Source organism: Gordonia sp. i37 (assembly GCF_002043085.1).
Classification (GTDB): Bacteria; Actinomycetota; Actinomycetes; order Mycobacteriales; family Mycobacteriaceae; genus Gordonia; species Gordonia polyisoprenivorans.
Genome location: NZ_MVPX01000394.1, coordinates 1 through 14,032 on the forward strand (window position 1 = coordinate 1; position 14,032 = coordinate 14,032).

Sequence of the window (14,032 nt, forward strand, 5' to 3'; positions counted from 1 at the left end):
GGGGGAGCCGCGCGCCGGCGGCCCTGGGCCCGATGACCCTGGTCAGCACGACCACCTGCAGGAACACGAGCAGCGTGAATCCCGGGAACACGCGGAGCGGCATCGCCATGTGGTCGGAGCCGATCGGCGACCCCCAGTAGCCCGCCACCTGCCCCGACTCGATCTGCGGGTAGGTGTAGGCACCGATCTTGATGCAGATGGCCTCGTAGATGACCGGCATCCACGAGACGAACATGCCGGCGATCAACGCCACCGAGATGGTTGTGAGCCAACTCCGGCCACGGTGATCGACGGAGTAGTCGCCGCACAGGATGATCGACGCGGCGCAGAACGCCGGCCACACCAGCACCGCGATCGAGACGGGCGGCACGATCGGCACCCCGAACAGCTGCGGCCCCCACAGACTCGTGTACGCGAAATGCGCTCCGTACCAACCACCGTCGGTGGCGATGTCGACGTACTCCGAGACCAGTTCCAGCGCCATCATCGTCACGAAGTAGACGATCATCGCGCGCACACCGAGCACACGTGTGATGTGCATGAGCAGCATCACCGCGATCACCAGCACCTGCGGGATCAGCAACCAGGCCGGCAAGAACGTGCCTTGCGGCAGAAAGAGATTGGCCGCGATCGAGACCATCCCGAGCCCGATCACCACCAGCAGAATGCGATCGAAACGAGTCCTCGTCGCCGAGCGGAGAACGGCGCGGATCGTCACCGCAGGCCGGTCGGTCGTTTCCGTCATGAGCGCCTCCCGGGGACCTTTAGGTCATACATTTGCCGTGCAGTGTATGACCGAGCGGGCAGTCACGTCCAGGGGTCATTGTGAGAACGTTGCCGTGGCGCAGTTCGGCGCGGGAACACCGCACGACTCGACGCAGGACCTCAGCACATGAGCTGGAGGCAGACCGCTGTCACCAGTTGAGATCTTCCGAGCATCTGTGCTGATCGTCGGCGGGATCGATCTGGACGGTCGCGTGACCGAGCCCATGGCGTGACAGCACGGCCTGCGCGGCCGGGAGTACTTCGGCATTGGGCCGGTCGCTGCCGAGGTGCACCGTCGCGACGTCCATTCCGGTGGTCAGCGACCAGACGTGCAGGTCGTGCACATCGGTGACCGAGGGGATCTCGGACAACTCGCGACGCACCTGGTCGACGTCGACGTGGGTGGGCGCCTGCTGATTGAGGATACGGAGGGCGTCGACGGCCAGCCGCAGGGCACGCGGCACGACCCACAGCGCGATGCCGACGGCCACGATGATGTCGGCGTAACCCCATCCGGTGGTCAGCGCCACGATGCCGGCGACGAGTACCCCGACACTGCCGACCGCATCGGCCAGCACCTCGAGGTAGGCGCCGCGAACCGCGATGGACTCCTGCGAATCGGCCCGCAACAAGAACATCACCAGCACGTTCACGGTCAGACCGACCAGCGCCACGACGATCAGGGTGAGACCGGGGACCTGGGGGTCCGACCCGATGCGCTCGATCGCCTCGTACAGGACGAAACCCGCGACGCCGATCAGCAGGACCGCATTGGCGACCGCGGTGAACACCTCGGCGCGGTGCCAGCCGAAGGTCCGGGTGTCGGTGGCCTTGCCGTGCCGGGCGAGCAGTAACGCGATGAGGCCCATGACCAGGGCGACGACGTCGGTGAGCATGTGTCCGGCATCGGCGATCAGCGCCAGCGAGTTGACCGCGAAGCCGACCAGGAGTTCGACGACGAAGTACGACCCGATCAGCCCGACGGCCACCGCCATCGGCCAGACGCGACGCTGCGACGCATTCGTCACGTCCACATGCGAATGGCTGTGGGAGTGCGGCGGCGCGGCGGAGTGTGAATGTGAATGTCCCATGGCCCCGCCAATATATGCACAAGTACGCATATATGGCAAGGCTTAGGTGTGCCTAACCCCTTCGCCTCCGCCATCCCCGCCGATCGGGCGCATGTTTCGGTCGGCTTGGCGCTCATCGACGTCGACCGTGCGCCAAATCTCGTCGACCGTGCGCCATTTTTCACCGATCGGGCACAGGCACCCAAAATCGAGAGCACTGCTCTTGCAATCGGCGCCTCCGACGCGGATACTCGGGGGCATGACCAAGAGCACCGCTCTCGAAAACTCCCGTTCTCCGCGCTCGGACGCCGTCACGCCACTGCCTCTCCACGGCACGGAGTACCTCTGGGGTGCCGGGGTGTTCGCCGTCGAGATCACTCTCTGGGCGGGCAGCGCGGCAGCCGGATACCACTGGGGTGCCCGGGCGGCGGGCCCGATCGGTGGGATCGGCCTGGCTTTGGCCGTGTTGGCGCTCATCGGGGTCTGCTGGGGTCGATGGATGGCCCCGAAGGCCACGCGACGATTGCGGGTGGCACCTCGCGTGGCAGTCGGCGTGATGCTGATCTGCGCGGTCACCGCCGCTGCACTGTCGATACTGGGCGCCGGTGTGGCGATCGGATGTCTCGCGATCGCCGTCGGGGTCTTCGCGATCGGTCAGGTACGGATCGACGGCAAGGCCTGATCGAGCGCTTCGATGCTCATCGCCGCGGTGTCACCGGCCTTCACCAGGATCAACATCTCGTCGGCCAGGCGCTTGCGACTCAGGGACACCACCCCGCGATAGAGCCCAGGCTCGCCTTCTACAGGTCGCAGCAGGTGCCCGTCGGCCCACACGTGGACCCCTGTCGCCTCCTTGGTTACCGACTCTTGTTCGGCTACACGAACTTTCACGTCCCACGAGCGGTCGGTATGCCCGATGTCGACCGAGTACGTCGGAGCCGGCGAACCGCCGTCACCAACGTCACCAGCCGGCTCGATCTGGTTGGCGGGCAACGTCGGCGTGAGGAACGCGGGTTCACGGCGCGTCGTCGCGGCCTCGTAGGCGCCCGCCAGATCCAGCAACCTGTCGTCACTGTAGGCCGCTCCGGCGAAGGTCAGTCCGACCGGCATCTGGATGTCGCCCATGACGCCCATCGGCACCGTCACACTCGGGATACCCAGATGGCGCAGCACCCGGTTGCCGTTGGAGTAGACGACGCCGTTGCGCATGGCCTCCTCACGACTCTCGGTCCGGGAGAACAGATCGGCGCGACCGACGCCGCCGGCAGCCGGGAATACCACTGCATCCAAGCCATTTTCGGTCAACCAGTCCTCGAAGTCCGCGGTGCGCGCCTGCTCGAGCCCGCGTAACAGATGGTCGATGTCCGGAACGTCGTCGTAGGACTCCGGAAGCCCCTGCTTGACGAGTTCGGCGAGCCGCTGCCAGTCGAATCCGCCGCGCGCACGGGTGATCCACACCGCCACCGGTGCATCGCCGGTGGGAAACACCGTGTCGCCGTCGACGTCGGCCCAGCTGTTCAACGCGGGATCGCCGTTCTCGCGCAGGAATTGATCGAGGGCCATCGCGGTGATCGTGCCGCCCTCGAGCGCACGCCAGTTCGGTGGGACGAGGCCACGTTCCGCCGGCCCGTCGGCACTCGGGCGGTCCTGCTCGTAGTTCGACACGACGGGGAAGTCGACCTCCACCACCTCGGCTCCCAGCGCGCGCAGATCGCCGAATGCCCTGTCCCACAAAGCGCGAACCGACGGTGTGATCACCGGGGGATCGAGTGGTACGCGGTCCTCGCCGATGTACATTCGCGGTACGCCGAGCCGCACACCGTCGAGTCGACTCGGTCGCGGGCGATGCACCGGCTGCGGGAGGACCTCCTCCGGGCCGCGCAAGGCTACGCGGGTCTGCTCTCGCCAGAAGTCGCCGGTGCGGATCGGGTCGTCGACCGCCAACACATCGAGCAGGATCAGCAGATCCTCGACCGAACGGGTATGCGGCACAACCACATCGCAGGTCGGACGCAACGGCCAATTGCCGCGGATCGACAGCACACCCCGGGACGGCGTGTAGGCGACCAGTGCGTTGTTGGAGGCCGGTGAACGCCCAGACGACACCGTCTCCTCGGCCATCCCGAAGCCGCAGAAACTTGCCGCCACCGCCGTTCCGGAACCGTTGGACGACCCGGAACCATATGCGGCGGTGAGGAACTCCGGGTTGTACGGACTGCGCGCGTAGTCGTACACGCCGGGCTGGACACCACCGGCCGCCATCGGCGGCATGTTGGTCTTGCCGAGTAGCACCGCACCGGCGGCACGCAACTGCGCGACCGTGGCGGCATCCTCTCCCGCGACGACATCGGCCAACGCGGGCGAACCGCAGGCCACGGTCATCCCCTTGACCTTGTAGCTGTCCTTCACGGTGAACGGGACGCCTTCGAGCGGCCCGGCCGCTCCGGCTCGCCGACGACGGTCGGAGTCGGCGGCCTCGTCGAGACAATTCGGGTTGAGCACGGCGATGGCGTGCAGACACTGACCGGTCCGGTCGTAGTAGGCGATCCGGTTGAGGTAGGCGCACACCAGATCGACACTCGTCACGAGACCGGACTCGAGCGCATCGAGCATCTCTGCGACGCTCATCTCCACGACGTCAACGCGGTCCACCATCGACCCACCGGCCTTTCTCGTCATTGTCGACACAGGGTTGCGCGACTGAATTCTTGTATTTGCCGATTCAGCATTACTTCTCGCCGACTCAGCGCAGTGTCGCCACTGCCGACGATCGCCGCAATCCGGCGACCATCAACAGATCGACGAGCAACGACCGGATCTCGGCGAGCAGCGCGGTCTCCGACATCCCGCGTTCGGCGACGAGTTCGGCTCGCGCCTTGCGGGCTATAGTGCGCAGGACGCGTGCGGCGTCGGCCGGGTCCGGCGAGTGCCCCGGGTCGGCGAGCATCATCTCGCGCAGTATCTCGAAAGCGTCCCCGAGATCGCCGATGATCTCGATGAGTTCGGGACGCACCTCCTCACCACGCTGGGTGATCCCCAGGGCCCGTCGCGCGATGATCCGAAAGTTGCGGACCCCGTTGTCGATCGGGTCCGCGGTCGCCGAAATCCGTTGCAGCCGAAGCCGTGACCCCCAGTACAGCGGGGACAGCGTGCTGATCTCGCGGCCGCCGCTCATGTCCTGTCGCATCGTGTTGATCGCCCCCTGGGTTCCTCGCGCCTTCTCCAGCGCGGCGAACACCATGGATTCGTCACCGGCACGCATTCCCTCGGCCAGTTGCCGGGCGGCATCGCGGACCGTCGCGAGGACGGTGGCCGCGTCCCGGCGGGCGCGGGCAGCAGGATTCGCGGGCAGCAACGCACCGACCAGGATTCCGATCAAACCGCCGGTCAGGGCGTCGATCGCGCGATGGAAACCGCCGATTCCACCCGGCGGTAGCAGGGTCGCCACGAGCACCGCCGAGGACGCCGCCTGCATCGGGATGAGCGGGCCGTCGTCGAGGAAGACCGCCACCGCCATCGCGAGCGCCACCACCACGACGATCTGCCAACCGCCACTGCCGATTTCGACGATCAATAGGTCGCCGACGAGGATGCCGATGGTGACGCCGGCGACGAGCTCGACCGATCGGCGCCATCGGCGGCCCAGGGAGAGCCCGAGGGAGATGACCGCGGCGATCGGGGCGAAGAACGGTTGCTGGTGACCCAGCCCCTCCAGCGCGAACCACCATGCGAGGCCGGCGGCGATCGCGCACTGCGCAATCGGGACCGCCGACAGCCAGAGTCTGCGGATGCGCACCCGCAACAATCGCGGCAACGCCTCGTAGCGGCGGCGAGCCCAGGTGGTCATCGGCGTCACGAAATCGGGTCGGAAGGAGTCCGAGTCAGTTCAGACCGAGCTGTCCGGCGGCATTCGGGTCACTGTCGTTGAGCAGATCGAGGCATCGCAGGTACTCGTCCTCCTCGCCGACCGCCTGGGCAGCACGGGCCAGCGCGCCGACACAGCGCAGGAAGCCCTGGTTGGGTTCGTGGCTCCACGGCACCGGGCCGAATCCCTTCCAGCCGTGGCGCCGCAGCTGGTCGAGGCCGCGGTGATATCCGGTGCGGGCGTAGGCGTAGGCCTCGATCACCTTGAGCGTGTCCGGTGTGCCGCTCAACGCACGTTCGGCCAGGTACGCCCAGGCGATCGACGCTGTCGGGTGCGCAGCGGCCACCTCGGCCGGCTCGGCACCGTTGAGCAGCGCCGATTCGGCGTCGTCGTCGCCGGTCAGCAGGACGGGTTGAGGACCCAGGAGGTCTCCGAAGGAAGTCACCCCACCATTCAAGCATCGCGGCGCGCACGACCACGACACGTCGCGCGAGGTCGACCCCGAGACGGGTACGTCGGATTCATCCGTTCGATCGGATGACCAAGTCTCCCCAGGTGATGATGTGCGCGACCGTTCGCTAGTGTGAATGACGCACTTCGTGGCGTGACGTTGTGTGATGCCGTTCTCAGTGTTGGACGGATTTCTCGTGGGCAAACTTCGAGCGTGGTGTTCGAGGAAGGTTGGGTGATGACCGATGGCGCAGTCTGACGACCGGAAGTCAGCTGTCACCAGGGCTTTCTCGAAGCTGCGCAAGATGCGGGAATCACGCGGGTCCGAGCCTGCCGACGTCGGCCGACCCCCGCGGCCCACGGCTCCCGGGTCGCGGCCGACGTCGAATGTGCCGCCCCGACCACAGTCCGGACCGACCGGCGCACCCGGTGGATCGCGCCAGGGTGGACCGACCGGTGGGCGTCCCGTATCCCCCGGCACCCCTCCCGCCGGTCCGGATGCCCAGACGAGGCCGCTCCGTACGCAGCCACCCGCCGAGCCCGCTCGCAACGCGTCGCCGTCCGAGCGACCTACAGCATCCGAGCGACCGGATGACCAGAGCGGCGCCGACGGTAGTAATGCAGACACCACCTCGCCGGATTCGGCCGACACCACGGATACAGGAGACAAGGTGACCGAACACCCGAGGCCGCGCGGGGGACGTGGCATCGACTCGGCGACCAAGGTCATCAGCCGATCCAACCTTCCCGACGCCGCCGACCTCGAGGATCTCGAGAACGTCGACCCCTACGGCGGTGCACGGGACGAGAGCGCTGCGACTTCCGACTCGGAAGACGCGGCCGAACAAAGCGCGGCAGGTGCGGAGAACTCCACCGATTCGGTGCCCGCGGAGGCGGCCGCCGAGCAGCCCGACGACAGTCGTCCCGACGAGGACTCCGACACCGCGTCGGCACCCGTCGAAGCAGCCGGAGCAGCCGAGGCAGAGGACACGGAGGAGGGCGACTCCGAGGAGACCGACGAGACTCCCGCCGACGAGACCAGCTCGGCCAAGACCGACTCCGACGGGACCGGTTCCGACGGCGACCACAAGGCCGCGGCCACCGTCGCCGCAGCAGGTGCCGCTGCTGCCGGTACCGCCGCAGCGGTCGCGGCAACGTCCTCGGACAAAGACGACGCCGACACCGACGGCACCGACACAGTCGCCGACACGAGCGAAGCCGACCGGCCCGAGTCCGACGCGGCAGATGACGCTGCGACCGCTGCCCCGGACACCGAAGACCCAGCCGCCGAGCAGGCCGTAGCCGAACCCGTCGCACCAGACTCCGACGAACCGGCCACGCCGGATGCCGAGGTGAGCGAGGCCGCCGACTCGGAAGACACCGAGTCCGAGAACACCGACTCCGAGGCCGCAGCTTCCGAGGACTCCACCGTCGAGACCCCTGCTTCCGAGACCCCCGACGCCGAGACCCCCGACGCCGAGGTTGCGGAGTCGGCAGGCGAAGAAATCGTGCCGGAGACCGAGGCCGACTCCGACCAGACCGAGGAGCACGTCGCCGAGGCCGATGCGGACGAGGCGCTCGTCGACGAGGACGTCGCCGACAAGGTCGACGCCGAAGAAGCCGAGACCGCTGAGGCAGACGACGAGTGGGACGAGATTCCCGCCGACGCCGAGTCCAGCGAGGCCGAGACCGCCAAGCTGCCGGCAGCACCGGCCGCACCGGACACTGCCACCGAGACCCCCGCCGACGAGACTGGGGCCAACGAGACTGGGGCCGATCAGGTCCCGGCGGACGACTCGAAGACCCAGATCCTCACCAAGCCCGCCGCGGCGGCCGGAGCAGGTGCTGTCGCCGCAGGCGCAGCCGCCGCGACCGGAACCGCTGCCACCCAGGGCTGGTCGACCACGGCCCACCAGCCGCAGGTAATCCCCGGTGATCAGGAGAAGCAGCCGAAGCCGGCGAAGTCGGACGGCGGCCGCCGTCGGACGGGCATCCTGATTTCGGCGGTCGCCGCGATCGTCGTCGTTGCCGCGATCGTCATCGGCGTCTTCGCGTACTTCCAGCTGCGACCGCAAGCACCCGAGGACGCGGCCGCCGACGCCGCGAAGACCTATGGCAACGCGGTGTACAACGGCGACCTGCAGACATTGCGCAACGTCACCTGCGGCAACAAACTCGCCTACTACCAGAACATGCAGGACGGCGACTGGACCAAGCTCTACCAGTCGCAGAAAGCCCGCAACGAGCTGGTCAAGGTGGAGAGCATCAACGCCGTCCGCGTCGATGGCAACACCGCGCTGGTCGAGGTGACGGCCGTCAATACGAGTACGCCCAACCAGCCGCAACGCGTCGCGATCAACCTGCAAAAGCAGGGCGACAACTGGAAGGTCTGCGACCAGCAGTGACCGACGAGCGCACCGCGGGTGATCCGCCGGCGGACCACGCCGGCGCCGACGCGATGCCCACTCGACCATTCGACGGTCAAGGTCGCCACCAACGTCCGGCGCCGCCTCCCGACCGTCCGCCGCTGCCGATGGGAGTGCGCCCGGCGGTCCCCAACGGCCGACCTCCCGTACCCGGCGCACATCACGCTGATCGACCTGCACCACAACAGAATTCGGGATTTCCCGCTGCACCGGCAGCCGGTTGGGGGCCGCCCCCGGCGGAGGCGGACAGCGTCTTCACACACGCCACCGAGCCCCTCGTCACTCCCGCGCCACCGGTGCCGGGTGAACCGAACCCGCGCAGGATGCAGGCCCCTCCGCCACGGGGCCCCGTCGCGCCGCAGACACCTGCTGCACACGCCGGCCCACACGCCTACGCGCAGCCGCCGACACCCGACGCAACCCGGAGCGCGACGTCGCGGCCCGGCTCAGCGCGGCCCGACTCCTCACGCGCCTCGTCGACACAGTCCTCGTCGACACAGTCCTCGTCGACACGGTCCTCGTCATCGCGTTCCTCGTCGGGCCACGACGCACAGAGTCGGGCCCACCGACATCGTCGCCCCGACCCGATGGTCATCGGTGCGGCGATCGTGATGGTCCTGCTCGCGGTCGCTGTTCTCGTCGGCATCCTCACTCTCTGAGGTCACACCCGAGCGCGCCGACAGCGCTGTCCCCCCACGCCCACAGCGCCCACCAGAGCGCCGTCGGCGGGGACGAAAGCACAACGGCGGCGCCCGGATTCACCGGACGCCGCCGCCGACACCCCCGGGGATGCTCACCGGAGAGCGTTCAACTACTTCAGGCGCTGATCGACTTACCCACCGACTTGAGGTCGGTGCAGGCCTCGACGACGCGCTCGCTCATCGAGGTCTCTGCCTTCTTGCTCCACACGCGCGGGTCGTAGGTCTTCTTGTTGCCCACGTCGCCGTCGACCTTCAGCACGCCGTCGTAATTGCTGAACATGTGGCCGGCCACCGGACGCGTGTAGGCGTACTGGGTGTCGGTGTCGACGTTCATCTTGACGACGCCGTAGCTCAGGGCCTCGTCGATCTCGCTCTTCAGCGAGCCGGAGCCACCGTGGAAGACGAAGTCGAACGGCTTGGAGCCGTCGGCCAGGCCGAGCTTCTTGGTCGCCACTTCCTGGCCGGTGTTCAGCACGTCGGGACGCAGCTTCACGTTGCCGGGCTTGTACACACCGTGGACGTTGCCGAACGTGGCAGCCAGCAGGTACTTGCCCTTCTCGCCGACGCCGAGCGCGGCGACGGTCTTCTCGAAGTCCTCGGGGGTGGTGAACAGCTTGTCGTCGATCGCGGCCTCGACGCCGTCCTCCTCACCGCCGACGACGCCGATCTCGATCTCCAGGATGATCTTGGCTGCGGCGGCCTTGGCCAGCAGTTCCTGCGCGATCTCGAGGTTCTCGTCGATCGGGACCGCCGACCCGTCCCACATGTGCGACTGGAACAGCGGATCCTTGCCCGCGTCGACGCGCTCCTGGCTGATCGCGAGCAGCGGCCGGACGTAGGTGTCGAGCTTGTCCTTGGGGCAGTGGTCGGTGTGCAGGGCGATCGTCACGTCGTACTTTGCGGCGACGACGTGGGCGAACTCGGCCAGCGCGACCGCACCGGTCACCATGTCCTTGACGCCGAGACCCGAGCCGAATTCCGCGCCGCCGGTCGAGAACTGGATGATGCCGTCGCTGCCGGCGTCCGCGAAGCCCTTGATGGCCGCATTGATCGTCGACGACGACGTGCAGTTGATCGCCGGGAACGCGTAGCCACCCTCCTTTGCCTTCTGGAACATCTCGGCGTACTGCTCGGGGGTTGCAATGGGCATTTCACGTCCTCCAACCGGATAAGGTTTCACGCTTCGAGTCGGGTCACTCCTGTTCAGTATGGCAAGGTCGCTCACACCGCGCGCAGCGGCGTCCGAGGGTCGCCGACCGGCAGGTTCTGCGAACGCTCGCCTCCGCCAGGTACCCTCGGGACCCGTGACCGAATTCGCATTTGCCGCAAACACGACAAATCTGGCCCTACTTCCGGGGTTCCTCGATCCGGTCAACCTGCTCAACTCGTTCGGCACATGGATTCTCGCGGGCCTGCTGCTGGTCATCTTCATCGAGTCCGGCCTGCTGTTCCCGCTGCTACCCGGCGACTCGCTGCTGTTCACCGCGGGGCTGATCGTCGCCGCGAAGTCCGCCGACATCGAGCCGTTCGCGCCACTGTGGGTGCTGCTGGTGACCATCCCGATCGCCGCCTTCCTCGGTGACCAGGTCGGTTATCTCATCGGCAATCGCCTCGGATACTCCCTGTTCCGGCCGAACGCGAAGGTGCTGAAGGAGAAGTACATCGTCGAGGCGCACGAGTTCTTCGAGAAGCACGGTCCGATCACCATCGTGTTGGCGCGCTTCGTCCCGATCGTGCGGACCTATGCCCCGCTCGTCGCCGGTGCGGCGAAGATGCGGTACTCGATCTTCCTCACCTACAACGTCGTCGGCGCCATCCTGTGGGGTGCCGGGGTGACGCTGCTCGGGTATTTCCTCGGCCAGATCGCGTTCATCCGCGACAACGTCGACTACATCTTCCTGCTGATCGTGTTCGTCTCGGTGCTGCCGATCATCTCCGAGGTCGCCAAGCGGGTTCTGCGCTCGCGTCGGGCGATCGTCGAGGAGCCGGTGGCCTCACCCACGCCGGCCGACCACTCCTGACCGCACCACCCGTCCCCGGTCCGGCCCCACGCCACACACCGACCCGCCAGCATCCATCTGGCTAACCCTCAGGCTGCCCGCGTAGCCTGGTGACCCGTGATCGACTCCGCACTTGCCCACACCACCACCACCGTGGTCGCGCTGCCGGGCATCCTCGACCCCATCAACGTGCTCAGCTGGTTCGGCGCCTGGGCGTTCTGGGGTCTACTCCTGGTGATCCTCATCGAATCCGGCGTCCTGTTCCCGGTGTTGCCTGGCGACTCGCTGCTGTTCGTGGCCGGCATGGTCGTCGCCGCGGGTGCCGGGGGCACCGAGGGCATCGACAAGTTCGCCTCGCTGTGGCAACTGCTCGTCTTCGTCCCGATCGCGGCGATCATCGGCGGTCAGATCGGCTACTGGATCGGCCGCTTCATCGGTACCGAGATGTTCAAGCCCGACGCCCGGTTCCTCAAGGAGCGTTACCTCGTCGAGGCCAACGAGTTCTTCGAGAAGCACGGACCGATCACCATCTTCTTGGCTCGCTTCGTGCCGATCGTGCGCACGCTTGCCCCGATCGTCGCCGGCGCCGCGCGGATGAAGTGGGCGGTGTTCGCCGTCTACAACGTGGTCGGCGCGATCGTCTGGGGTGCGGGCATCGTATTGCTCGGCTACTGGCTCGGACGGTTCGAATTCATCCAGAAGCTCATCGAGCCGATCTTCATCCTGATCGTCATCCTGTCGATCGCACCGATGCTTATCGAGTGGTATCGCAGGCGCCGGGCCGCCAAGCGCGCCCCGGTCCCAGACGTCGCCGCGGCAGACGTCACCGCAGCGCCCGCCGACGACCGGCGGACCGACACCGTCTGAGTCGACGGCGCAGGCCGGTCAGACGCTACCCGCTCACCGCGTACGCCGCGGCCAGGTCGATGCGCACCCATCCCCCGTTGGCACCGGCCTGATCCAGCGGATAGCCGGCGGGAATGGCGGTGCGTCGCAGGATGTCGAGGCGCGCGGCGTCACTGAGGTGCGGGAATCGCGAGCGCAGGAGCGCCGCGGCCTGCGCCGGGATGACGTTCACCTGGTTCGGGGAGATCCGCGGGAATCCGAATGTCATCAGCTCCTGGGCATTGGACACCGCCTGCGACGTCGAGGCCACGGTCGGGTCGTCGGCGAGCGCCCGGGCCACCGGCTCACCGAGCGCGGTTCGGAGCTGCTCGCGCAACTGATCACCGGCGGCGTCGACGAGCCGGGCGAATGCGGGATCGGAGAGCCGCTCGGAGGCGACGGTCAGACCCATGATCCGTCCGCCCATCACATCGAGCGGATAGTGCACGCCGAGCACCATGCGACTGAGTCCGATGTGGCCGGACTGGGCGAGGATCTGCGGTCCGGCCTCGGGCAGCCAGTAGGCCAGCAGCGCACCCTGCCAGAACGCCTGGCTGGAGTGGCCGGACGGGTACGAGCCGTTGCCGGCGAGGTCGCCGTAGAGATCCGACCCGGGCCGGTTGTAGCGCTTGATCTGCGCGGGCGCGACGACGAAGGGCCGCGGATTGTTGTAGTACTGCTTCTCGATCAGCGTGGTCTGCAACGGGATTCCGGCACGCGCGGCGTCACCCTTGACCAACTGCGCGGCCTTGGGCAGTTTGCCCGCGGCCAACAGCTGCCGGAACGCGGTACCGACCCTGGTGCCCAACGCCTGCGACAGGGAGACGATCCGGTCGTCGTAGTTGATCGCAACGGCGTCGGCCTGCTGGGCCGGTGTCGCGGAGTTGTTGACCGACACAACCTTTGCGAGGTTCTGCTTCATGAGGTCGGGCCGCTGGGCGCGCAGCGCCGCGAAGCCGTCGAGCTCGGGGAGATACGTTCCGCCCGGCGGGACGTCGGAGGCGAACGGACCGACGAGCTGCGCGGTGGAGAATCCCGCGGGCGCGGTGGCCGGTGCCGGCGCCGCGTGCGCAACGGGCGCCCCGAGCATCAGGAGCACCACGAACATCGAGAGCAGGACCGAGCGCACACGCAACGACATGGCCATCACTCTGACTGATGTCCGACTCTCCGGGCAAGGCGGGGGCGGCTGTTCACGTCGCATTCGCCGCACCGTCACCCACGCCGGGCAGCTCAGCCGAGTGCGACTACCAGGCCTGCCCGAGGTCGGCGTGCTGACGAATCCACGCGTGCATGGCAATTCCCGCGGCCACCCCGGCATTGATGCTGCGGGTGGAGCCGAACTGTGCGATCGAGACGGTCAGATCGGCCTGCTCCTGCGCATCCGCGCTGACGCCCGGCCCCTCCTGACCGAAGAGCAGCACGCATTCGCGCGGTAGTTCGGCGGTCTCCAACGGCTGCGCGCCGGGGGTGTTGTCGACGGCGACGACCTTCAGATTCTTTTCGCGCGCCCACGCGATCAGGTCGGCGACGGTGTCGTGGTGTTCGAGGTGTTGATAGCGGTCGGTCACCATGGCGCCGCGGCGATTCCACCGCCGACGTCCGACGATGTGCACCGCGGCCACCGCAAAGGCGTTGGCGGTGCGCACCACGGTGCCGATGTTGGCGTCGTGGGCGAAGTTCTCGATGGCCACATGCAGTGGATGCCGCCGGGAGTCGATGTCGGCGACGATCGCTTCGCGCGTCCAATATCGGTAGGCGTCAACGACATTACGGGTGTCGCCTGCTGCCAGCAGGTGCGCGTCGTAGCGCGGGTCATCCGGCGGCGGACCGTCGTGCTCGGCCGCCCAGGGCCCCACCCCGACCGCCG

The 14,032-nt window shown here is 67.6% G+C and carries 13 protein-coding genes; 4 read left to right on the top strand and 9 right to left on the bottom strand.

Annotation, left to right across the window (positions count from 1 at the left end; genetic code table 11):
• Positions 1-745 (bottom strand): hypothetical protein (locus B1964_RS19385; protein WP_079930928.1); only part of this gene is annotated, 745 nt, incomplete at its 3' end.
• A gap of 169 nt (positions 746-914) precedes the next feature.
• Entirely contained in the window at positions 915-1,856 is a 942-nt protein-coding gene (locus B1964_RS19390; RefSeq protein ID WP_172398901.1) for a cation diffusion facilitator family transporter, read from the bottom strand.
• Between the two features lie 238 nt (positions 1,857-2,094).
• Here B1964_RS19390 and B1964_RS19395 point away from each other — a divergent pair, with 238 nt between their 5' ends.
• A complete protein-coding gene (locus tag B1964_RS19395; RefSeq protein ID WP_079930930.1) occupies positions 2,095-2,517 on the top strand; it encodes a YrdB family protein in 423 nt (140 codons plus the stop codon).
• Here the strand turns inward: B1964_RS19395 and B1964_RS19400 are convergent.
• The 3 genes from B1964_RS19400 to B1964_RS19410 form a co-directional block, all read right to left on the bottom strand.
• A complete protein-coding gene (locus tag B1964_RS19400) occupies positions 2,490-4,487 on the bottom strand; it encodes an amidase (RefSeq protein WP_079930935.1) in 1,998 nt (665 codons plus the stop codon). The two genes, B1964_RS19395 and B1964_RS19400, sit on opposite strands and share 28 nt — an antisense overlap.
• Positions 4,488-4,578: 91 nt before the next feature.
• Positions 4,579-5,682: an FUSC family protein gene (locus B1964_RS19405; RefSeq protein WP_079930931.1), complete on the bottom strand. Its 1,104-nt coding sequence runs from the start codon at positions 5,680-5,682 to the stop codon at positions 4,579-4,581.
• Positions 5,683-5,716: 34 nt separating this feature from the next.
• Positions 5,717-6,145 carry a DUF3151 domain-containing protein gene (locus B1964_RS19410; RefSeq protein WP_006371877.1) on the bottom strand — a complete coding sequence of 143 codons (429 nt, stop codon included), beginning with the start codon at positions 6,143-6,145 and terminating at the stop codon, positions 5,717-5,719.
• A gap of 676 nt (positions 6,146-6,821) precedes the next feature.
• Between B1964_RS19410 and B1964_RS19415 the strand changes: the two genes are divergently transcribed.
• The gene (locus B1964_RS19415; protein WP_079930932.1) at positions 6,822-8,555 is read left to right on the top strand and encodes a hypothetical protein; all 1,734 of its coding nucleotides are present in this window, start codon (positions 6,822-6,824) and stop codon (positions 8,553-8,555) included.
• Positions 8,556-8,967: 412 nt separating this feature from the next.
• Here the strand turns inward: B1964_RS19415 and B1964_RS19420 are convergent, their stop codons facing one another.
• Positions 8,968-9,222, bottom strand: a complete 255-nt coding sequence (locus tag B1964_RS19420; RefSeq protein ID WP_079930933.1) for a hypothetical protein — start codon at positions 9,220-9,222, stop codon at positions 8,968-8,970.
• Between the two features lie 170 nt (positions 9,223-9,392).
• The gene (fbaA, locus tag B1964_RS19425; RefSeq protein WP_020169950.1) at positions 9,393-10,427 is read right to left on the bottom strand and encodes a class II fructose-bisphosphate aldolase; all 1,035 of its coding nucleotides are present in this window, start codon (positions 10,425-10,427) and stop codon (positions 9,393-9,395) included.
• Between the two features lie 154 nt (positions 10,428-10,581).
• Here fbaA and B1964_RS19430 point away from each other — a divergent pair, with 154 nt between their 5' ends.
• A complete protein-coding gene (locus tag B1964_RS19430) occupies positions 10,582-11,298 on the top strand; it encodes a VTT domain-containing protein (RefSeq protein WP_006371873.1) in 717 nt (238 codons plus the stop codon).
• A 96-nt stretch (positions 11,299-11,394) separates the two neighbouring features.
• Positions 11,395-12,144 carry a VTT domain-containing protein gene (locus B1964_RS19435; protein ID WP_006371872.1) on the top strand — a complete coding sequence of 250 codons (750 nt, stop codon included), beginning with the start codon at positions 11,395-11,397 and terminating at the stop codon, positions 12,142-12,144.
• Between the two features lie 25 nt (positions 12,145-12,169).
• Here B1964_RS19435 and B1964_RS19440 read toward each other — a convergent pair whose 3' ends face one another.
• Together B1964_RS19440 and B1964_RS19445 are read right to left on the bottom strand one after the other, a co-directional pair.
• Positions 12,170-13,309, bottom strand: coding sequence for a phosphatase PAP2 family protein (locus tag B1964_RS19440; RefSeq protein ID WP_172398902.1), 1,140 nt, complete (start codon positions 13,307-13,309; stop codon positions 12,170-12,172).
• Positions 13,310-13,409: 100 nt separating this feature from the next.
• A partial coding sequence (locus B1964_RS19445; protein WP_079930936.1) for an RNA methyltransferase occupies positions 13,410-14,032 on the bottom strand: 623 nt, incomplete at its 5' end.